The 20,794-nt window shown below is 43.2% G+C and carries 19 protein-coding genes; 4 read left to right on the top strand and 15 right to left on the bottom strand.

Annotated features, from left to right (window positions below; all coding sequences use genetic code 11):
• Window positions 1-103: 103 nt before the first annotated feature.
• On the top strand, window positions 104-688 hold the full coding sequence (locus M3234_RS04700; RefSeq protein WP_262303600.1) for a GNAT family N-acetyltransferase: 585 nt from the start codon (window positions 104-106) through the stop codon (window positions 686-688).
• Here the strand turns inward: M3234_RS04700 and M3234_RS04695 are convergent.
• The 4 genes from M3234_RS04695 to M3234_RS04680 all read right to left on the bottom strand — a co-directional run bounded on the left by M3234_RS04695 (window position 617) and on the right by M3234_RS04680 (window position 3,419).
• Window positions 617-1,078 (bottom strand): GNAT family N-acetyltransferase, encoded by a 462-nt coding sequence (locus M3234_RS04695; RefSeq protein WP_262303599.1) that lies wholly within the window; start codon window positions 1,076-1,078, stop codon window positions 617-619. The two genes, M3234_RS04700 and M3234_RS04695, sit on opposite strands and share 72 nt — an antisense overlap.
• 20 nt (window positions 1,079-1,098) lie before the next feature.
• Entirely contained in the window at window positions 1,099-2,070 is a 972-nt protein-coding gene (locus M3234_RS04690) for an alpha/beta fold hydrolase (protein ID WP_262303598.1), read from the bottom strand.
• A 65-nt stretch (window positions 2,071-2,135) separates the two neighbouring features.
• On the bottom strand, window positions 2,136-2,807 hold the full coding sequence (locus M3234_RS04685; protein ID WP_262303597.1) for an HAD family hydrolase: 672 nt from the start codon (window positions 2,805-2,807) through the stop codon (window positions 2,136-2,138).
• Between the two features lie 78 nt (window positions 2,808-2,885).
• Window positions 2,886-3,419: a uracil-DNA glycosylase gene (locus M3234_RS04680; RefSeq protein WP_262303596.1), complete on the bottom strand. Its 534-nt coding sequence runs from the start codon at window positions 3,417-3,419 to the stop codon at window positions 2,886-2,888.
• A 130-nt stretch (window positions 3,420-3,549) separates the two neighbouring features.
• Between M3234_RS04680 and M3234_RS04675 the strand changes: the two genes are divergently transcribed.
• Entirely contained in the window at window positions 3,550-5,205 is a 1,656-nt protein-coding gene (locus M3234_RS04675; protein WP_262303595.1) for an FAD-binding dehydrogenase, read from the top strand.
• 124 nt (window positions 5,206-5,329) lie between these two features.
• Here M3234_RS04675 and M3234_RS04670 read toward each other — a convergent pair whose 3' ends face one another.
• From M3234_RS04670 to M3234_RS04645, 6 genes are all read right to left on the bottom strand, one after another.
• Complete coding sequence (locus M3234_RS04670; protein ID WP_262303594.1) at window positions 5,330-8,467, bottom strand: AAA family ATPase; 3,138 nt, start codon at window positions 8,465-8,467, stop codon at window positions 5,330-5,332.
• Window positions 8,464-9,609, bottom strand: a complete 1,146-nt coding sequence (locus M3234_RS04665; RefSeq protein WP_262303593.1) for an exonuclease SbcCD subunit D — start codon at window positions 9,607-9,609, stop codon at window positions 8,464-8,466. Before M3234_RS04665 ends, M3234_RS04670 begins: the two co-directional genes overlap by 4 nt.
• Window positions 9,610-9,780: 171 nt before the next feature.
• A complete protein-coding gene (locus M3234_RS04660) occupies window positions 9,781-9,981 on the bottom strand; it encodes a cold-shock protein (RefSeq protein ID WP_042463935.1) in 201 nt (66 codons plus the stop codon).
• A 379-nt stretch (window positions 9,982-10,360) separates the two neighbouring features.
• Window positions 10,361-12,154, bottom strand: a complete 1,794-nt coding sequence (locus M3234_RS04655) for a TIGR04190 family B12-binding domain/radical SAM domain protein (protein WP_262303592.1) — start codon at window positions 12,152-12,154, stop codon at window positions 10,361-10,363.
• A 153-nt stretch (window positions 12,155-12,307) separates the two neighbouring features.
• Entirely contained in the window at window positions 12,308-12,661 is a 354-nt protein-coding gene (locus M3234_RS04650) for an ArsR/SmtB family transcription factor (protein WP_262303591.1), read from the bottom strand.
• A gap of 24 nt (window positions 12,662-12,685) precedes the next feature.
• Complete coding sequence (locus M3234_RS04645; protein ID WP_262303590.1) at window positions 12,686-14,434, bottom strand: SulP family inorganic anion transporter; 1,749 nt, start codon at window positions 14,432-14,434, stop codon at window positions 12,686-12,688.
• Between the two features lie 343 nt (window positions 14,435-14,777).
• On the opposite strand from M3234_RS04645, the gene M3234_RS04640 reads away from it, so the two are divergent.
• A complete protein-coding gene (locus M3234_RS04640) occupies window positions 14,778-15,569 on the top strand; it encodes a TIGR00266 family protein (RefSeq protein ID WP_262303589.1) in 792 nt (263 codons plus the stop codon).
• A 43-nt stretch (window positions 15,570-15,612) separates the two neighbouring features.
• Here the strand turns inward: M3234_RS04640 and M3234_RS04635 are convergent, their stop codons facing one another.
• The 5 genes from M3234_RS04635 to M3234_RS04615 all read right to left on the bottom strand — a co-directional run bounded on the left by M3234_RS04635 (window position 15,613) and on the right by M3234_RS04615 (window position 19,846).
• On the bottom strand, window positions 15,613-17,073 hold the full coding sequence (locus M3234_RS04635; protein ID WP_262303588.1) for a DUF4153 domain-containing protein: 1,461 nt from the start codon (window positions 17,071-17,073) through the stop codon (window positions 15,613-15,615).
• A gap of 69 nt (window positions 17,074-17,142) precedes the next feature.
• On the bottom strand, window positions 17,143-17,781 hold the full coding sequence (locus M3234_RS04630; RefSeq protein ID WP_262303587.1) for an HAAS signaling domain-containing protein: 639 nt from the start codon (window positions 17,779-17,781) through the stop codon (window positions 17,143-17,145).
• Window positions 17,762-18,109, bottom strand: a complete 348-nt coding sequence (locus M3234_RS04625; RefSeq protein WP_262303586.1) for a PadR family transcriptional regulator — start codon at window positions 18,107-18,109, stop codon at window positions 17,762-17,764. The genes M3234_RS04630 and M3234_RS04625 overlap by 20 nt, the downstream gene beginning before the upstream one ends.
• A gap of 94 nt (window positions 18,110-18,203) precedes the next feature.
• Window positions 18,204-18,377 (bottom strand): hypothetical protein, encoded by a 174-nt coding sequence (locus tag M3234_RS04620; RefSeq protein ID WP_262303585.1) that lies wholly within the window; start codon window positions 18,375-18,377, stop codon window positions 18,204-18,206.
• Window positions 18,378-18,856: 479 nt separating this feature from the next.
• Window positions 18,857-19,846 carry a VanW family protein gene (locus M3234_RS04615; protein WP_262303584.1) on the bottom strand — a complete coding sequence of 330 codons (990 nt, stop codon included), beginning with the start codon at window positions 19,844-19,846 and terminating at the stop codon, window positions 18,857-18,859.
• Window positions 19,847-20,114: 268 nt separating this feature from the next.
• On the opposite strand from M3234_RS04615, the gene M3234_RS04610 reads away from it, so the two are divergent.
• Window positions 20,115-20,456 (top strand): hypothetical protein, encoded by a 342-nt coding sequence (locus tag M3234_RS04610; RefSeq protein ID WP_262303583.1) that lies wholly within the window; start codon window positions 20,115-20,117, stop codon window positions 20,454-20,456.
• Window positions 20,457-20,794 lie beyond the last annotated feature (338 nt).

Genomic DNA, 20,794 nt, shown 5'->3' with positions numbered 1-20,794 from the left:
ACTTTAAATAACACCATCTGCACCGTTCATTATAACTACATTTATTTTAGAGGAATTTTGTAGGCGATTGTCAAATTTTAATAGAAAAGTTAGGAGGCCACACATGATCAGAATAGTAAAAGTGTTAAAAGAAGAGGCGTATACTTTACATAATCTTATGCAATTTTATATTTATGAATTTAGTCAATATATTCCTTCCATCACGTTGGAGGAAAATGGAGCTTACAAACCCTTCGATTTAACGCTCTTTTGGGAGCGCCCCAACCATCACGCGTTTTTTATTAAAAAGGACAACGAGCTAATCGGGTTTGCTTTGGTTGAAAGCGCCACGGAAACAGAACCCAACGCTATACTTGAATTCTTCATCGTTCGAAAATATGCCGGAAATGGTTATGGAAAAATCGCTGCAACTGAAATTTTCAACATGTTCTCGGGAAAATGGCATATTACGCAAATTGAAAAAAACGAACCTGCGAAAGCCTTCTGGCGGAGGACTATTTCACAATTCACCGGGGGAAGCTACACTGAAACAACTGACGATCATAAAAGAACGTTCAAGAGTTCGAAACGGTGCTATAAAAGGATAACGGGGTGCCCAGTGTGGCCACCCCGATCATCACTTATCTGCCTTTCTTTTTTCAAAAGTACTTATAAAGAAATTGGGTGCAACTTCTATGTTCTCTCCTAATATAAAGCCATTTTTTAAATATAAATTTTTCGCAGGGTAATTATCCTTGCCGGTAGAAACCTTAAAAACTGGAATTTCTTTATGTGTATCCTCTACTGCTTTTAATAGTTTTTGAGCAATTCCCTTTCTAAAATGATTTGGGGCAACCACTGTTCTGCAAATGGTGAGCTCTTGTCCGTTGATTGTATATGAAATTGCACCAGCCAATTCTTCTCCTTCAAAATACCCCAGGAAAGTCTCTCCACAATTCATAAGTTCTTCAAAGCTCTCCTTTAAAGGCGGAATCTCTTCGAAGCCGATTAAGTTTGCTTCCACCAGATAGGAAGCCCTTTGAAGTTCGAACAGATTTTGAACCAGGCGATTATCTTGAAAATTAATTTTTCGGATCATAAAGTCAGTTCCTTTTATAGTTATTTCTTTAGCTTTGACACGACAATTTGTGTAAACTTCTCCAATTCTTCATAATTCGGCGAATGAGCCGAATTTTCAAAGGTTAACCATTCTTTACTCGGAGCCTGCAATTGGTCGAAAAATTCTTGTGTTGGAGCATGCGGCACCGTTAAATCATGTCTACCCATCATGATGGTAACTGGCACTTCGACATTGTGAATGACATCCTTTAAATCTAAATCTCTCAATTCCACAAGCATTGATTTCATACTGAATAGCTGCCCTCTTAAATGGTTAACAACATCCAAGAAGGTGTATTCTTTGCTTTTTAAAAGTTTCTTTACAAATACATTTACCAGTTTCCCATCATGTGAAATGCCGCCGCCAAACAAATCCACATATTTTTGATGGACTTTATCATGCCTTAAGTTCCTCCATGGCGGTTTTCCAATCAAGGTCAAATCGTTAATCGCTTTTTGGTCGTTCTTTTTCTTCGCTTGTTCCAAAATTAGGTTATAAGATAATTCTTCAGCTGCTCGCATACTTGCAACCTGGGAAACACCAAAATAATGAAAAAAATCCCCCGGATATTTATGAATGGTTAGCATTCCTAAAATACTGCCCCACGAATGCCCAATTAAATAAATTTTCTCTTTTTGAAATCTTGTCTTTAGATAAACCGTTACTTCAATTGCATCGTTTAAAAATTGATTCACACTCATCGATTCTTTAGTAATCGATTTTGAAAAAGACAGGCCTGAACCGCGTTGGTCCCAGTTTACGACTATGAAATGTTTTTCCAATTCCTTTTGGTATTCCCGATTAAAGCCGATCTGCGCCGCACCGGGCCCGCCGTGAAGCATTAATAATATGGGGTTTGCTAAACTTTCCCCACGAATTAGCAGCCATTGGTCGACTCCGCCAATCCTAACTTTTTGCAATTCCGCTACTGCATGTTCACTGTTTATAGTTGGAGTTGATCTTTTAAACATAGTTTTTCCTCTTCTCTTGAAATCATTGGGAAATTTTCTGGCCATTGCCTTGATAGCTTTTCATGTCAGTGACTTAAACTACCATTCTTTACTAGTAGTGGAATCTCCTTTAAATCGTTAATTATGTAGCTAGCCTCGACATAATTCCATTGCTGATCTCTTTTCCAAATAGTTGTCATTCCAAGTTGTTTGGCTGGCAAAATATCATTTTTGGGATGGTCGCCGACAAAAATACTTTCATGTGGCAAAACTTGAAGCTGTTGAAGGCCTCGCTTAAATATTTCGGTGTCCGGCTTTTTGATTCCTTCCCATTCGGAAATTAGAATGGTAGAAAAATAGTGCTCGATGCCCAGGGCACGGATATTATCAAGTTGAAATTGCCCCTTCCCGTTCGTGATAATGCCTAATTTAAGGTCGTAATGTATCAGCTCCTCTAGCATTTGGTGCAAATTTGGGTATGGGACACAGGAATCCTTGAATCTCTCGATATAATCCAGAAGTAAGTCTTCCAATTTAATGTTCTTTAAGTTTAGCTCAGAGACGAGTTGCTGATACACCCTATCCTTCCATACATAACCCCGGCAATCCAATTGTATGAATCTAGAAATGTATGTTTCTTTTGGAATATGTCCGACCCACATATTTAGACGATCATATTGGTTATTGATAAATTTATAGACAGAAACATCGCGATCCAATAATGTTCCATCCAAATCAAATAATAAAGCTTTTATCATGCTATTGTCCCCCCCTTTTTTTAAGCTTACCAAAAAATTCAAATGGAATGAAAGTAATCAGCTGCCAGCTTCCAATCCTCAGCAAAAACAGACCAAAGGTTCGGGCGGCGCCGCACTGCCAGTAGATGATAACCAACTGCAGTCGAAAAACCATTGATTTGATGAACCCTGCCCCTTAGCGCCTTTCACTTCAGCATCCTTATCGTTGAAAAAAGACTGAACCGCGACATTTCCCATACAAATAATCAGTTTTGGCTGTTTTACCTTTAGTAGCTGCCCTAGGTGATTCATACAAATTTGCCGAACATGTTCCTTGTCATAGGCCCTAATAGGCTTTCTTTTTAAAATCCAGGTTACATATAAATCCTCCATGGTTAAGCCAACATGGTCTGCAGCCTTCTGGAGTGTTTGCCTGGTGCCGCATACAAATGGATTTCCTTCACGATCTTCACGGGCTCCTGGATTATCGAGCAGAATCATAATTGGAGCATTCGGATTCCCTTCTCCCCATACCATCCGCGACCCATGCTTGTCGAGACCGCAATCACTGCAATTGTTAAGATGGTCCGGAGTCGGTTCCTCCGGCCAAAGCACCGGACAGTAGTCAGACATAATAATCCCCCCGTAGGTTAATTCAATTTCATTTTTCCCTTTTTATCTGAACCCCAAAAATAATTGACTTTTCAGCAAACTTACAATACGATTTGGTACTAATGAGATATATTTGTTAGGGGGGAGAAATTTGAAATATGATGTGATCGTAGTTGGGGCCGGCCTGGCTGGTTTGGTGGCAACTGCCGAGCTTGCTGAAGCCGGGAAGAAGGTCCTTCTTTTAGACCAGGAACCTGAAGCCTCGCTAGGAGGACAAGCCTGGTGGTCGTTTGGCGGGTTATTTCTTGTCGATTCACCGGAACAACGGCGGATGGGAATCAAGGATTCAAAGGACCTCGCCTGGCAAGACTGGCTTGGCTCCGCAGGATTTGACCGCGAAGACGACGAAGATATTTGGGCCAAAAAATGGGCCGAGGCCTATGTTGATTTTGCCGCCGGCGAAAAGCGGCAGTGGCTGTATGATTTGGGTGTCCGCTTCTTCCCAGTGGTTGGCTGGGCGGAGCGCGGCGGTTATCTTGCCGATGGTCATGGCAACTCCGTGCCTAGGTTCCATATCGTTTGGGGAACAGGCCCCGGACTGGTTAAGCCTTTTGAAGAAAGAGTTCGAAAAGCGATGGCTGATGGCATCGTCCATTACCGACCGCGGCACCGCGTTAATCAATTAATAACAGAGAAAGGTGCCGTAGTTGGTGCCATTGGTGAAATCCTTGTATCAAGTAATGCTAAACGCGGCGAATCAAGTTCACGTGAAGTCATTGGAAGCTTTGAGTTCTATTCCCAAGCCGTAATGGTAACGAGTGGCGGCATTGGAGGAAATCATGAGTTAATCCGGAAAAATTGGCCTTCCCGACTTGGAGACGCTCCAAAAAGAATGATTTCCGGGGTGCCGGAGCATGTGGATGGCCGGATGCTGGCAATTACGGAGGCTGCCGGTGGGCGAATCGTGAATCGCGACCGGATGTGGCACTATACGGAAGGGATTAAAAACTGGAATCCGGTGTGGCCGATGCATGGGATTCGGATTCTGCCTGGGCCTTCCTCGCTTTGGTTTGATGCAAAAGGAAAGCGTTTCCCAACTCCAAATTTTCCTGGATTCGATACGCTTGGCACGCTCGAAGCGATCATGAGATCCGGCTACGATTATTCCTGGTTTATTTTAACCCAAAAGATTATTGAAAAAGAATTTGCCCTCTCCGGCTCGGAGCAAAATCCAGACCTGACCGGAAAGAGCATTAAAAAGGTATTGTCGCGGGTTCTTCCGGGGGCGACCGCTCCGGTCCAGGCCTTCATGGATAAAGGTGAGGATTTTGTCATTGCGAATACACTACCAGAATTAGTTGATGGGATGAATAAACTGACTGGAGATAACTTGCTTTCTTTGGAAGAAATTGAGCGGCAAATAAAAGCACGTGACCGGGAAATGGATAATAAATTTACCAAAGACCTGCAAATTGCGGCAATGCGGACAGCCCGAAACTACCTTGGCGATAAACTGATCAGGGTAGCGAAGCCTCACAAGATTCTTGACCCTAAGGCAGGGCCATTAATTGCTGTTCGGTTAAATATTGTCACTCGTAAAACCCTCGGCGGACTACAAACAGATTTATCTGGCAGAGTCCTAGATTCGTCCGGTAATCCAGTACCAGGACTTTATGCAGCAGGCGAGGTTTCCGGGTTTGGCGGGGGTGGCATCCATGGCTACCGCTCGTTGGAAGGCACCTTTCTCGGCGGTTGCTTGTTTACGGGAAGGCAGGCGGGCCGGGCACTGGCCGAGGAACTCAGATAGGTTTTGATTTAAATGTTTCTAGTTGGGTCACGTAGAAATTTTCTACGTGACTATTTTAAGTGACCGTCACAATACCAAACTAAATAAAAAACAGCGAGGAGTCAAAAGCTCCTCGCTGTCAATTTTAATTCGTAAACACAAACTCTGTCCGGCTTCCAGTTTGACCGGCAATTACCTCCAGTCTGGCATCGATGCGTTCCTTTAATTCCGGAACGTGCGAAATGATCCCGACCAGACGGCCGCTGCTTTGGATGTCCATTAACGCTTCAATTGCCTGATCCAGCGATTCAGGGTCTAATGTGCCAAATCCCTCATCGATAAACATCGTTTCCAGAGAGACCCCGCCCGCGTAGTTTTGCACCACATCGGCAAGCCCTAATGCCAATGACAACGAGGCCTTAAAGCTTTCGCCGCCGGACAACGTTTTGACGTGACGCTCTTGGCCGGTATATTGGTCAAAGACAAGCAGTTCCAACCCGCTCTGGGCATTTCCCTTGGACCTGTCAGTTTTACGCAACAATTCATACCGCCCAGAAGTCATTTTCCGCAACCGGTAATTCGCCTCACGGAGAATATCATCCAAAAATGCCGCCAGCACGTACCGTTCAAAGGTGATCCGGAAGCTGTTCTGCCCTTTTGTAATTTCATACAGGTGGCCAATCAGTTTATAACGCTCCTCGAGCACCTTCATGCTTTCATTAAGTCGCCCTACCTGGCTGTAGATTTCTTCATTATCCCGCTTTTTCATAAACAGGTTTGTATGTTCATGGTTAAGACCTTCAATTTCATTGCCAATTCTGTCAAGCTCAGCCTTTAAGCCAGCGACATCTGGAACCTTCACATCTGCCAGGAGCTCAGTCAGTTCTCTTAACCTGTCCGATACGGAACGAAGTCTCTCCCGATAGTCGCGCAACTCCGCACTTAATCTCTGAATCTCAGTTTCTGTACGTTTGGAAGAATAGTACACATTGTAATTTTCAAAACCTTGTTCCGATAGATTCGTCTTAAAGACTTCCCGCTCTGTCAACAGCTCCAGCTGCTTGTCTTTCAATAGCTTTTCAGCATCGATTAATCTGGCAGTTTCAGTGGTAAGCTTTTCCTTCGCAGCCTGCAGGCGTTTCCCAGCCTCCTCGAGCTGTTTCACCAATAGTTCATGATGCTTTTTAGAGGCGGTATATACTCTCTCATATTCGGCCTCAGTACGAAGATTCTCCGGAATCGCATTCATCATTCTTGTCAAATTTGTTTTCTTTTCTGTAAATTGAATCGTTAGCTCTGTTGCCTCGGCAGCAGCTTGTTGACTCTGGTTTTGCAGGTTGTACTTTTCAGTTTCCATGTCGGCCAGCTGTTGAATCACACGGTCAAATAGCCTAATTTGCTGTTCCAGATTACTTTGAACCTGCATAAGCCCGGCTCTTTTTGCTTTCACATCACCTTTAACGAAACTGAGGTCCTCTTCGGTAAAACCGGGCCGCAGCGAGACAATTCCGGCAAGAGTTTCTTCAAGTGCCTCCTTGGCTGTTTTCTCGATTGACTGACTCTGATACAGCAGCGATTCATCCGCAGATTTTGCTTTTTCCCATTTGACCGCTTCAGCTTTTGCTGCCTTGAGATCTTCCTCACTTGGGAGGCCATGGTCATTCAAGGTGGCTGGAGCGGGATGATGCTCGGAACCGCAAACAGGGCAGGCTTCCCCGTCGCGGAGATTTGCTGCCAACAGGGAGGCTTGTCCATAAAGCCATTTTTGTTCCAGTTCCTCCACTAACGCACGGGCATCCGCCAATTTTGCCGCAGTATTTTCATAGCGTCCAGAAATGGCCTGAAGCTTTCCAACTGCCTCACGATGACGTCCCAGTAAAGTCTCGTATTTTTCAAGACGGTCAAACTCGGTTTGCAGCCTGTCAAGCTTGGCTTTATTCTCAAGGTAGGTAATTTTTCCTTTTTCAATTTCTTCCTTCTTGGCTTGCAGTACCTTTGCTCTCGCCTCGTTCCCCTCAAGCTGTTTTTCAAGCTGTTGCTGCTTTTCCTTGGCTGCAGCCTGCAAACCTTCTGTTTTGGCTGTTTCCTTTGCTAATGCCGCAAAGGAATATACATCGTCCTTCATATTTACTAGCCGATTCACTTCATCAAGCGCAGCCTGACGCTCCCCTTCTCGGTCTTGTTCTTTTTGGAGCTGGGCATCGTATGTTTCAACCATCGCTGTATACTTTGTGATTTCCTCTTTGATGGCTTTGACATTGGTCTCATATTGATCGGCGTCACGCTTTAGCCGGTGGCAGAGTTCTTCCTGTTTAGCCAGCAACGCCGCCCGCTGTGCGCGTTGAATCTGGACATCGACTTCCTTGAAAAAATGCTCCTGGGACCCGAGCCGGGCCTCTTCCTCCTTTAATTCCTCTTTCGTCCGCAGCTGCTTGAGAATCGCTTCCGCTTCAAATAGCTGTGCCTTAATTCGGTCGCGTTCAGTAGACTTTTCATTGAGTATATCTTTCAATTTTTCAAGCTGCTCGGCCATCCCGGCAATTTCGATTTCCAGAAGCGGCATGATAATCGTGTCATTCACACTGCCGGCTTCCAGGTATCCCCGAAGCTCCTCATTTGTCACGGCCTGAATCCGGCGAATCGCTTCATTTCGTGCTTGGACCTGGTCCTCGACCGACTTTTTCAACTGTGTTGCTTCTTCCTTCAGCTTGTCCTCCACCATTTTATAAAGTTGGGTATGAAACAGCCGTTGCAGGATGACCTCTTTATCTTTGCTGTCTGAGGTCAACAATTTGCGGAATTCGCCCTGTGGAATCATCAGGATCTGCCGAAATTGGTTGGCATCGATCAGCATAATTTCTTTAATTTTTTCCTCAACATCATTTACTTTTGAAGCCAATAAAGATTTCTCACCATCAGGGCTCCATTCATACAGCTCAGCCTTGGCACCGATTTGCGTATACCCGTCACCTTTATCCTTCTTTTTTAACTGCTGTGGGGACCTGGTAATACAGTACCTTTTGTTTCGAAGCGAAAAATCCAGCGAAACCTCTGTTAATAGGTCGTCTCTAGCAAACTGGCTTCGCAGCTCAGGACCATTTCGGTCCTCCCCGCTGGCCTTTCCATAAATCGCATAGGTGATGGCATCAAAAATGGTTGTTTTTCCGGAGCCCGTTTTACCTGAAATCACAAACATTGTCCGGTTTCCCAATTTGGTAAAATCAATCGACTCCGTCTCGGCATAGGGGCCAAACGCCTGCATGGTCAATTTTAAAGGTCTCATCCAACCCCCACTCCTTTCATGACTTTCTCAATGATTTCAACCATTGCTTCCTTTTTATGTGTCGAAAATTCAGCAGTGGTCATTTCGGTATAAAATTGCTCAAACAACTCGATTTCCGACTTCTTTTCACTGCGAATAGCCTGTAGCGATTGTTTTTTCTTTAGGTCGGTCATGTCCAATTTCCGCTCAAGATGGAGCACATTCGGATACACCTGCCGTAGTTTGTTAATGGGATCAATCAGCGCCCCTTCATCAAGCAGGGTAATTTTTAAATAATCATGGGTCCGTTCTTTTTCATAAAATTGCGGATCCAATAATTCTTCCAGGTGCCCTTCCAGTTCCCGCATGTCATGGGTTGGTGAAAGTGAGCGGTAGCGATGCGAAAAGTCCCCCTTTTCATCCATTTCAATAATCGAAATGGACTTGCGCTGCTTTGCTTCGGAAAAAGAATATTTTAATAGCGAACCGGAATATTTCACTTTATCGTGTTTGATCGCGTCAGGGCTGTGAAGATGGCCAAGTGCCGTATAGGAGAAAGGTTCGAACAATTCCGCCCCGACACAGCCGGAGCCTCCAACTGATAAAACCCGTTCGGAATCAGAGGTCTGGCCTCCCAATACAAAGGCATGCCCTACCAATACATTCGGTTCATTAGGGTTTAAGTTTTCTTCGATTTTTCCAATCATCGCTTTCATGGCTTCCTGGTGAGAATGAATGGAATCATCACCAAGAACCTGTCGGACAACGCCAGGCTCCGCATATGGAAGCAAATAAAAGTTTACTCCGTTGATCCGAACCGGCTCTAAGCTGTTTGTGAGCTTGCCAGTTAAATAGAATTGGCTGTGCTTGTACCACGAGCTGCCAAAGGAAAGACGTTCGGCGCTGTCATGGTTACCGGCAATCGCTACAACCGGTGTTTTTAACTCAACGTTGATTTTAAACAGGATCTCATCAAGCAGTTCGACAGCATCTGTCGGCGGGACGGAACGGTCATATAGGTCCCCGGCAATAACCACGGCATCGGGCTTCTCTTCCGCGACGACTTCGATAAACTGTTCGAGCACTTCCCGCTGGTTATTGGTCAGATAGACGCCATGTACCAGTTTTCCCAAATGCCAATCGGCAGTGTGGATAAATTTCATCTGTATCACTCCATTATGAAACTCTCAATGCTTCTATTATATCAAAATAGCGGGGGGCCCGGGGGGTGGAATTCATTCCAGTATGACAGCTACTTTACGGGGCTATGGAAAATTTAGCATACAAAAAACAGCCCGGCGCATTGCCGGGCTGTTATAATTAGCATTAGAAAATTACTTCTTTGTTACGTTAGCAGCTTGTGGTCCACGAGCTCCTTCAACAACTTCGAAAGATACTTCTTGACCTTCTTCTAAAGTTTTGAAACCTTCAGTTTGGATTGCAGAATAATGAACGAATACGTCGTTTCCGTCTTCTCCTTCGATGAATCCGAAACCTTTTTCTGAGTTAAACCATTTTACCTTACCGTTTTTCATGAAAAAAAATCCTCCTATTGGCTTGGGCAAGCCATGCTTAAAATTCACCAAATTGCAACGTAGATAGCTTTACTTTCATTACCTCATCCAAACATCGGTTAAAACCTTGAAGAAGTTGTAACATAAATCTTATCTCGTGAATCGGCTGTTTACAATTTAACATTTATTTCTTTTGATGTCAACAAAGGGGCAGGCTACATAATACGACACAATTCTATCCCAATACGTTAGAAACCAGTGAAAACGGGACCAACCAAGGGATCATTTCCTAGCCCGGACCGATGATAACAGTCTAATCATTCATGTTGTCTAAAATCACAATGAAGAAAGCTGTCAATTTTTGTTGAAAAATATATGGAATTTCCTTAAATTTAAGCCGCTATTTCCTTATATTACTGGGAGCCACTATATTCCGGTCAATGATCCCAAGCCGGCATTTGACCCTTTTAATCATGTCATCCACAAATAATTCAAAGCCAATGTAAGTGAGCGAGAGAAAATTCGCATACAGCTTTTTCACTTCCCACTTCAATTCATTTTTTCCGCAAATGCTGTGGCGGTTAATTTGATCTACCTCTTCTTTAATCTTTACCAACTCCGCAGCCTGCTCCTCCTGCGGAAGAAGTGCAAATTCGTCCAGTTGCCGCAGGAATTCCACCGATTTTTCGATCTTATAGGCTACTTCATCATGGACTTCTTTCGAGACGAGGTTATTTCTGTACTTAAATTGATTCAGCCTTAATGCGGAATCATAGGTTGCCCGGACAATGTCCTCGCGTGTCATTTTGTTTGTTTCATAGCTTAGCATATTTTTCCATGATGGCTGTTTCATTGCCGCGCGGAAGTCTTCGAGCTTCTGGCAGAACTTTTTATAGCCGTATTTTTCCGGGTTCTCAAAAGCGGGGCTGCCCGGGTCAAGAAATGGCGATAACGGCGCCACAAAGTAGGAAATTTTCGTGCTTTCCCCACATTCCTTGTGAATAGTTTCACAAAAGTCGATATTTCTTAATGCACTGTCATAGTCTTGATTGGGAATTCCCGTCATAAAGAATAAATCAATCTTTGCACAGCCATGATTGAGTGCATATTGCAGCATTTCGATTACTTTGGCATTGGTACATGGGAGTTTGCCGTTATATTTTCGGATATCTTCATCTGCAGATTCCAGTGTCAATTCAATGCTATATTTGGGCATCGCCCGGTTTAATCGTTCAAAAAATTCTTCATCAGCATAGTTAAATAACTCAAAAACGATTTCATTTTTCAAATCCATTTTTTCCAATCCGCTCAAGAATTCATCAACGTATTCCTTCCCGCCCTGGCGGATATCGTTTAACAAGAAAATGGGCGCACGGGTAAACCGCTGGATCAAGGCAATGTCCTCGAGCATTTTTTTCGGGGAGCGCATGACCAGTTTCTTCCGATTGCAGTTTAATTCATACGCATCCCTTGAGCCGCCGCAAATCAAACAATTGTATGTACACCCTTTTGAAGTTAGAATCGCTGTATTTGGATATTGCAGCCAGCCTTTATAGGGTAATGGGTCCAACAGATTAAAATATTTAAACACCGAACCAATAACATAACGGTACCCTGGATGTTCAAACTCATCGAGACTGTCGGGAACATAGGTCATATCGTTATGATAATACTTCCCCTCCCGTTTCCAAGTAAGGTTTGGGATTTCAAAAAAGCTGTCCGCTTCGGCCTCCAATTTGTTCAGCAGCATAAGTATTAATTTCTCTGTTGTATCGCCGCGGACGACAAAATCAATGGATGGGTATTGGATCAATTCCTTGTGAAAATAAGTGCTCGATAGGCCGCCAAACATAACCGGCGTGTCCGGATGGTATTTCTTGACGATTTTGGCAAGTTCCACGCTGCCATGGGCATGCGGGAGCCAATGCAAGTCAATCCCAAATGCCTTCGTCTTGATTTTCCTGATTTTTTTTTCAACATCAAAATTTGGATTTAGCAGCATCCTGTTGGCGATATTAATAATCTTCACCTTTAACCCAAATCGCTCCAGGTAATCTCCGATACTTGTTAACCCAATCGGGTACATTTCAAATACGGGTGAAGAAGGAACCACATCGCTGATTGGACCTGTAAACAGCATCTCCTTCCTGAAATCATATACGGTTGGAGGATGCAGAAGCACTAAGTCATACATCAGACCATCACCTTCCTTTTATATCTAGTTCCACCTTCATAGTAATACTATTTACTGCCGAAATGACGCGTTAAATATTACAATAAATCGATAATTTCCAAATTATAACAATATCTCTGTATTTACCTTACAAATAGAAAAAAGCCGAAGAACTTAATTCTTCGGCGCAGCCGGCACTTCCTCGTCATCCTTAAATCTGTCCAAAATCGTAATGGTATCGACCAGATGATTATTGAAAATTTGCCGAGCCACCGCTAGCAGTTCGATAATCATCGGGTCCTTTAGCGTATATATGACTTTATTTCCATCCTTTGTTCCGGAAACAATATTTTTAGCCCGCAGTATTTGAAGCTGCTGAGAAACAGCCGATCCTTCACTGCCGACATGGGTTTGAATTTCATTGACACTTTTCTCACCCTCTGCAAGTACCTCTAATATTCGGATTCTTAAGGGGTGTGCCAGTGCTTTGAAAAATTCTGCCTTAAATCTTTGCATTTCCAAATTCAACTCATCATCACCTTTACCTATTTGCTAAATTGTAACGGTTAATTTCTGCTTCTTTCTTTCCACAACCTCGGTAGCAGACAACTTTTGACATTCTCTAAACGCAAAATGCTTACACCCGAGACACTTATTTTGATTTAGTTGACCAAGTGCATATTGAATGGCCTCACCGGTATGCTCGAAAAAGTGATCTTCTCCAATGACATCGTATAGGCCCGTCTTTTTCAAAACACTTTCCGGCTGAGGATTTAACCCTGATAGTAATACTATACCATTTTTAGAAAACTGGCGAACAATACTCGACAAATTCGCTTCCCCAGTAGTATCCATGAACGGAACCTTTCCCATCCGCAATAACAGGATTTTCGGGCGGTAATTGATGGTCTTCATGATCGTTTCTTCAAAGCTGAGTGCCGCCCCAAAAAATAACGGACCTTCAATATTAAAGATACTGATTTGCGGACAATCATGAGTATCCGTGACCATTCCTGTCTCCACCTTGGCCCGATTCGTTTGCGGATTGGGTAACGCTTTTGCGGTTACCATGACATCGCTCATCCGTTTTACAAACAGGATAGCCGACATGACAAGACCGACTTCCACTGCTGTCGTAAGGTTGACGAAAACAGTAAGTAAAAATGTGACCACTAGAACCAGGGAATCCGTTGATTTTGTTTTAAATATATGGGCAAACACCTTTCGCTCACTCATATTCCAAGCCACCACCATTAAGATAGGCGCCATGCTGGCAAGTGGAATATAGGAAGCATACGGTGCAAAAAATACTAATACCAAGAGCACAACGATCCCGTGAAAAATTCCTGATAAAGGGGACACCGCTCCGTTTTTTATATTCGTCGCTGTCCGGGCAATTGCCCCTGTCGCCGGAATCCCGCCAAACAATGGCGTAATCATATTGGCTATTCCTTGACCAACCAGTTCCCGATTACTGTGATGCTTGCTGTTAGTCATACCATCGGCAACAACTGCTGACAGCAGCGATTCAATACCGCCAAGCATTGCAATAATGAATGCCGGCTTAATCAGTTTCATAATAACATCCAGATTTATTTCGGGAATCTGGATACTAGGCAATGAATTGGGAATCTGCCCATAAGCCGATCCTATCGTTGCCACCTCACCTGGAAACAACAGTGCCGCGATAAAGGTCGATACCAGCAAGCCTAGTAACGGTCCGGGAATCTTTGGGGCGATTTTTGGTGTATAAATGATGGTCAATAAACAAATTGCCGCCGTTAGGACGCTGAAAATATTGATGGTACTCAAATGGACCACGAGTTCCCCGATGTTTTTTATAAATTCTTCGTGCTTCTCAATACCCTCTAATCCTAGGAAACTGGCAATTTGACCCGTAAAAATCGTGACCGCAATCCCGGTTGTAAATCCAATCGTGACCGGCCTCGGGATGAATTTAATCAATGAGCCCAGCTTAAATATGCCCATTAACACAAGAATAATTCCGGCCATAAATCCGGCAATCAGCAGATTTTCATAGCCATAGGTCATGACTATCCCGAACAAGATCGGGATAAAAGCACCAGTCGGACCGCCAATTTGATACTTCGATCCGCCAAATAAGGAAATGAGAATCCCGGCAACGATGGTCGTATAGATTCCATACTCTGGCTTCACTCCGGAAGCAATGGCAAAGGCCATACCAAGGGGAATCGCGATGACCCCGACAATCAACCCTGAGAGCAGATCTTTTGGCACGCTCTTTAAAGAATAGTGATGGAACCTTTTGTCAGTAAACATGTTCACCCTTCTTATCTTCTTATTTTTGTATATCTGATTATTTGAATATATAATAATAGATTACTAATATCAAGTGGTAAATACTAAAAAATGTTCATTTGCTTTTGTAAATCTTTCATGATACAATAGCCAAGCGATGAGCTGAATTGCATAAGCCGAAAAACATTCCTTATGGAACACACAATGTGGAGTGTGGTTTTTCGCCGCAATACGCAAGAGGACGCCTGAACTATTCAGGCGTCCTTTTATTTTGGATTTTTTTGGCTAATGTTAGCACTTTCTTCCTATTTATTTTAAAATATAGTTGGGCCTTTATTTTTTAAAATAAGTGGAGGGAACGGGTATGAATAACCACGAAATTGATTACAAGATTCACGGCGATGATATGCAGTTTGTTGAGGTTGAACTTGATCCGCATGAGACAGTCGTTGCGGAAGCGGGCAGCTTTATGATGATGGATGATGACATTCAAATGGAGACGATTTTTGGAGACGGCTCCGGCGCTGGCACTAGCGGCCTGATGGGAAAGCTTTTCTCTGCCGGTAAGCGGGTCCTCACGGGTGAAAGTTTATTTATGACTACTTTCACAAATGCCGGTTCGGCTAAACGGCATGTTTCGTTTGCCTCTCCATACCCAGGAAAAATCATTCCAATGGATTTAAGCCAGCTTGGCGGCAAGATCATCTGTCAAAAGGATGCCTTTCTTGCTGCGGCAAAAGGAGTCCAGGTTGGAATCGAATTCCAGCGCAAAATCGGCGTCGGTTTCTTTGGCGGCGAAGGTTTTATCATGCAAAAGCTAGAAGGTGATGGAATGGCGTTCGTCCACGCTGGTGGAACGATTACCAAAAAGGAGCTCCTTCCTGGCCAGACATTGCGTGTGGATACCGGCTGTTTGGTGGCGATGACTCGGGATGTCAGCTATGATATTGAATTTGTAAAAGGAGTTAAAACCGCGTTGTTCGGCGGCGAAGGTTTGTTCTTTGCCACGTTGCGTGGTCCTGGTTCGGTATGGATTCAATCGCTGCCATTCAGCAGGCTGGCAAGCCGGGTGTTTGCAGCAGCACCCCATCGAGGCGGAAGCAAAGACGAAGGCAGCATCGCCCGCGGGATCTTTGATATGTTTAATGGGGACTAATTATTGTGGTGAAGCAGGGCATTACGGCCCTGCTTTTTTACTTTTACTTCAAATCAAGATTTCTCAGTTCCTTATACGTCAGCTCCCTCGCCAAATTAAACGATTGCCAAGGATTATCCGTTGAGACGGCCTCCTGCTTCCTGTCCTGTATGATTGGGCCCAAGCCCTCGATTTCCGGATGCTTTTCATAAAGTTCAATTAAACCTTGTACACCCATGTACGATAAGCTGTTCAAGTAGTGGACATCAATTTTTCCAGTGTCCTCATAGCGTTCGATATTCTTCTTCACCACGAATCGATCCAAATCTATCACGGCGATCGCTGTGTAATAGATTAAAGATGCAATAAAATAGAAATGGAATAAGGACAGCTTTTCCATCCAGATTTTCGCCAGCGTGTAAACCAAAATGAACACTAAAAATAGCATAAACGAATGAACCAGTACCCTGGTAAAGGTAAATCCGTAGGCTTCTTCATAGATACTTAAGCGCATGAAAGCGGAGCTAAGCATAACGAAACTTGATCCGACCAATAGCGTGAGCAAAACCTGTGTTATCATCTTAAGGCCATTCAGGCTGCGGTCAACGAATGTCAACACGATAACCGTTACAGACAGGTTAAACATCGTCACAAACAGGAGTTCAAAAAATCCCTTTCTGGCATATTCTGCGTACGTAAAGTCTGATTGAAGGGTGCCGCTGAAGAAATATTTAAATTGGACAACGGTAAATAGCACATATACCAGATTGATTAAAACGAGAAAAGTGACCGTAATAATCGCATCAATTTTGAAACCTTCGGCATGGTCTTGCTGCTTCAGCACCTGGATGTGTTTTTTCAATAGAACTTGCATGTAAGAAAAGAAAGCAGCTGTTAAAAATAGGACGACCAATAACCTTATGAAGTTCTCCATATCGATGACAAGAAACCAATTTGGAATCCCGCCGATCATTCGTTCGAATTGGGTATCGGCCGACATCAAAAGTCTGAGTACAACTGCAAGAATCGGGATGGAGATTAGAACGCCGATCAGCACTTTTTTCCAGATTAATAATTTGTCTTCATCGACTCCCCGTTTTACCCCCTTCCCGATCACTCCAGCACTTTCGCCTACGTATTTGAAGACCCCAATTAGCTTGTTAAATAGGTAGTGGATAAAGGCAAACTGATTCCAGTTTTGATTTTTCGGGCTTGTCACTACTGCCAAATGAGCAATTGCCAACACCGGGATGACCAGCATATTTAACACCTGAAACAGAATGTTATCGTTAATAAAATATCCCGCAGCCAATAGCCAGATACAGCATAACAGCAGGTAGCCAAAGCGCTGGTGGGAGAACGAAAACCCGCGGAAGCGCCAAAAAAACACACCATAAAATGCGCTGATAAAGACCAAATAAGAAATCCCGATTTTCCCTCGAAGCAGCATCTCCTCCGCCAATATTCCAAGCAGCAAACATAAAAACAAAAAGACCCAATCTTTTGTTGCAAATGTCTTCTCCATTGTTAGCACTCTCTTCCATTGAATTTCTATATATATCGTTATTCTAGGTATGTAGGCAAAAAAAACTGCTCATATCGAAGCTTTCCTCCCCCAGCGGTAGCCAAGCAAACTGATGGGGTAAAGGCTGACGGTAAAGATAATACAAGCAATCATAAATGTTTTCGTCAATAACGGCGCAAACCACGAATGCGGAATGATTTCAAACACAGTTAATATCATGAGCAGCAAATTGGGAATCAGCGAGAGCAAAAACGTTTTCTTGAGAAGCTTGCGGCCGCCGTGCCCGAAGCCTTTGCCAATTTCGTACCCAAGCAATGCCCAGAAAAACATATATAAAAAAGCAATAAGGGTTGGGATGGCGGTTAGATGCTCCCATATGGTTGTCAGCCATGTCCATTGATAGAGATTATGTACGAGTGTTAACAAACTGCCGCCAACGAAAAAAAGAATGTTCATCAAAATAAACAGCCACTTCATATTACTTGGGGTTACAGCTAGTTCTTCTTTCCAAGCATCCGCTATTTCTTCCAGGCTGCCAAGCCTTGAAATAATCAATTCCATTAATTCTTCCTCATTCGAGCAATGTGATGATTCAAGAAGGATTTCGTCAATATGCGATTCATACTCTAAAAGAATGCTCTCTTTGTCCGGATGTTTCTCCAGCTTTATTGCCAGTTGGTCCAGAAATCTACTCTTTAGCCGTTCCATTGTTTGATCTCCCGATTACTTTGTTCATGACCTTTACAAAATCCTGCCATTCCCGGGTTTTTTCTGATAACAGCTCCCTGCCTGCGTTTGTAATCCGATAATACTTTCGTGCCGGCCCTTTCTCCTGCTCCTGCCAATAGCATTCGATGTACTCCTGCTTTTCCAGCTTGTGAAGCGCAGGGTATAAAGTCCCTTCTTTAACACTTAAGCCATTGTCGCTGCGCTGTTCAAGCACTTTTACCAATTCATAGCCGTACATATCGCGTTCATTTAACAATTGCAGCAATATTAATGAGGTACTTCCCTTGACTAATTCACGGTTAAACATTTTATCACCTACCTAGTTTTATTAGGTACATAGAAATTCTATAATAAAATTTTTATCCTGTAAAGAAAAAAGTGACGATTTTTCATCGCCACTCTCATTTCATCTTCAAATCCTTTTGTTGCCGCTTAATGTATTGGTCACGCTCACCGCCATCAGACAATTCCTCAGAAAATTCATGGTCTGGTTGTTTTCCGGTAAAATTCCCTGTCCGAAGTGTTTTCGGAGGCAGATTATTATTCGGGGCTGATTGCCCGTTCCATTTGTCCAATTGACTCACCTCGAGTTTAGTATTTCCGAAAAAAAGCAAAAAACGCCTAAATAGACCAAGCTTTTTTTCAAGGAACACTCACAAATTGACATAACTTTCATAAAAATATTATTACATAATAGTTTTTCAGCCGCAGCGGGACCCCGATTTTTTAGGGAAAAACGGAAGCATAAATATTCCATTTTAACCCAATACTAATTTAAAAAGCCTGAATGATGAGGTGAAAAAAATGGGACTGCTCAGCTCGTTTAATCAATGGAGGGAAACTCGATACCAAAATCATCTCTCCAACATGAGAGACCAAGGCAAGTGTCCTGATTGCCAAGGACGGGGCTATACGGTTTATCCATATAATGAATTTGCCTATTTCAATTCATTTGAATGTCCAGGATGCCAAGGTAGCGGGCATTATACTGATTGGGAACAATATAGCTAAATAAAAATTCCCTTCATGCATTAGGCATGAAGGGATCAATTTTTTACACAGGCTTTTTCATCATGGACTTATATATTTTTGAGGTCCTAACCTCAATGGTTAATGAGCCTTTTTTATAAACTGTTCTTAACAGCAAAGGCACGCCGGTCGTATTTTTGAACCTGAAGTCCTTCCCGCCGTAGGAAACCGTGGCATCCCTCCCTTTCGGCACATAGCCGACATCGAGGGAATGGAAGTGTCGCTCAATATAGGTGACAGGTAATTGATCAATGGCATTAAATAACGTCGATGAGGTTTGACAAATACCTCCCCCAATTCCGTCAACCAACTTTCCATCGATGATTTCAGGTGCTTTCTGATAACCGGTTTCCGCCGTTCTTGGTCCCACGGTTGTATTAAATGAGAATGAATCTTGGTCACCAAGAATAATATTATTTATCGCCTCGGCAGATAATTCAATATTTTTTGACCTTCCGGCAACATTGCCATTAAAGCGGGTTGTAAACGAGGCGACCATTACTTCATTAAGTGTTGGCACATCTTCCATTTTGTAGCCACTGGCAGTCGTGTAAAGCGGTATCTCAACATCGCCGCCTTTTCCGGATGCTTGGAGAAGTCTTTCCGTCAATTCGGTCTCATCAAGTAACGTTTGTGGAGTACCTTTGATCACCTGGCCATTTTCATCAATTTTGTCAAGCGTCATTCGCTTATCGTATCCCGGTGTGTCCTTGGTACCTCTAGCCAATTCTTTTGCCCATTTGGCTAGTTCTGCTTTATATTTTTCATTGTCTGTCCCGAATCCATAGTCTTTTGGCGTATACGATTTTATGATAGCCTTTGTATTCGGGTCAATTATATTGACAATAATAGGCTTTTCAACCTTTGGCTGAGCCGGTTTGGTCTTCTCTGCTTGTTTCTGCTCAACCTCGGTTGCCTTGACCTCTATTTCCTTGACTGTTTTCTCCAGGCATCCGACCAACCCAAATAAACTGAAAACGACCAATAACAACAACAACCTACGCCGTTTAAACATCCCCACTTGTTCCCCCGTTTTTCATTTTTCCAATGCCTCTTTTGTAACTTAGACGCATGTCGCAAGTAATTAGTTTCAGGAAATCCCCCAGTTTATTCCATTTCAGTTTCTTTTTCCTGGCAAACATTCCTTTCGTACCATGCTAGTTTCCTATTTCACCAGCTTAAGTGCTAAAAGTCTTATTTCCATTTTACCCTGCCCAAAATGAATAAAGAAGTGAAAAAGGTCCATATTATTGATAACCAGCTAATACTTTGGGGGTGCAGCAATGTCTGTCATTGTGTATCAGACGTTCGTAGTAAAACTGGAAAAATTTAAAGAAGCAATCGAAAATTTAAGAGAAATTAAAAAATACAGGATGGAGAATTTTAATCATAAAGTCGAAATTCTCACACCAATTTCAGGCAATGATCATACATATGCACTTCTGTCAACCTACGAGGGATTGGCAGAAATGGAATGGCAAAATAAAAAGATGTTCGACGATGAAGGATATTTAGAGCTAATCGGTCCATTTTTTCTTGAGAACATCGTGGAAGGCAGCATGCATACCCAAATTTACCGAACACTTAGCGATAAAAAAAACGGTGAAAAGAAAAGTGGAAAATAGGACTGACAGGCGTGCAAGTATCTTTGCACGCCTGTCCTTTTAAGTTCTAGTGGGACAATAAGCCCATAGTCTCCATTACATCAAATAAAAGCGTGCACTTCGATGTGCACGCTCAGGCTGTCGAGAAACTTTCGACAGCCTTTATTTTATATAACCACTTTAATAATTCACCGCGTTAATTTGTTATAATGATATTAATCAAAAACTATTTGATATGTCTGTTGATTTGCGCTCCAGGCACTTCGCTTTCCGCGGGCGTGCCTGGGAGCCTCCTCGGCGCAAGCGCCTGTGGGGTCTCCCACTGCCCCGTACTCCCGCAGGAGTCTTCGTGCCTTCCG

This window comes from Neobacillus niacini (assembly GCF_023715785.1).
Classification (GTDB): Bacteria; Bacillota; Bacilli; order Bacillales; family Cytobacillaceae; genus Neobacillus; species Neobacillus niacini_E.
Note: the sequence above shows the minus strand (reverse complement) of the source record. Positions and strands in the feature narration are given on the sequence as shown.

Coding starts and splice junctions, on each gene's coding strand:
- M3234_RS04700 (WP_262303600.1), top strand. CDS start 104: ATGATCAGAATAGTAAAAGTGTTAAAAGAAGAGGCGTATACTTTACAT.
- M3234_RS04695 (WP_262303599.1), bottom strand. CDS start 1,078: ATGATCCGAAAAATTAATTTTCAAGATAATCGCCTGGTTCAAAATCTG.
- M3234_RS04690 (WP_262303598.1), bottom strand. CDS start 2,070: ATGTTTAAAAGATCAACTCCAACTATAAACAGTGAACATGCAGTAGCG.
- M3234_RS04685 (WP_262303597.1), bottom strand. CDS start 2,807: ATGATAAAAGCTTTATTATTTGATTTGGATGGAACATTATTGGATCGC.
- M3234_RS04680 (WP_262303596.1), bottom strand. CDS start 3,419: ATGTCTGACTACTGTCCGGTGCTTTGGCCGGAGGAACCGACTCCGGAC.
- M3234_RS04670 (WP_262303594.1), bottom strand. CDS start 8,467: ATGAGACCTTTAAAATTGACCATGCAGGCGTTTGGCCCCTATGCCGAG.
- M3234_RS04665 (WP_262303593.1), bottom strand. CDS start 9,609: ATGAAATTTATCCACACTGCCGATTGGCATTTGGGAAAACTGGTACAT.
- M3234_RS04660 (WP_042463935.1), bottom strand. CDS start 9,981: ATGAAAAACGGTAAGGTAAAATGGTTTAACTCAGAAAAAGGTTTCGGA.
- M3234_RS04655 (WP_262303592.1), bottom strand. CDS start 12,154: ATGTATGACTTAGTGCTTCTGCATCCTCCAACCGTATATGATTTCAGG.
- M3234_RS04645 (WP_262303590.1), bottom strand. CDS start 14,434: ATGTTTACTGACAAAAGGTTCCATCACTATTCTTTAAAGAGCGTGCCA.
- M3234_RS04640 (WP_262303589.1), top strand. CDS start 14,778: ATGAATAACCACGAAATTGATTACAAGATTCACGGCGATGATATGCAG.
- M3234_RS04635 (WP_262303588.1), bottom strand. CDS start 17,073: ATGGAGAAGACATTTGCAACAAAAGATTGGGTCTTTTTGTTTTTATGT.
- M3234_RS04630 (WP_262303587.1), bottom strand. CDS start 17,781: ATGGAACGGCTAAAGAGTAGATTTCTGGACCAACTGGCAATAAAGCTG.
- M3234_RS04625 (WP_262303586.1), bottom strand. CDS start 18,109: ATGTTTAACCGTGAATTAGTCAAGGGAAGTACCTCATTAATATTGCTG.
- M3234_RS04615 (WP_262303584.1), bottom strand. CDS start 19,846: ATGTTTAAACGGCGTAGGTTGTTGTTGTTATTGGTCGTTTTCAGTTTA.
- M3234_RS04610 (WP_262303583.1), top strand. CDS start 20,115: ATGTCTGTCATTGTGTATCAGACGTTCGTAGTAAAACTGGAAAAATTT.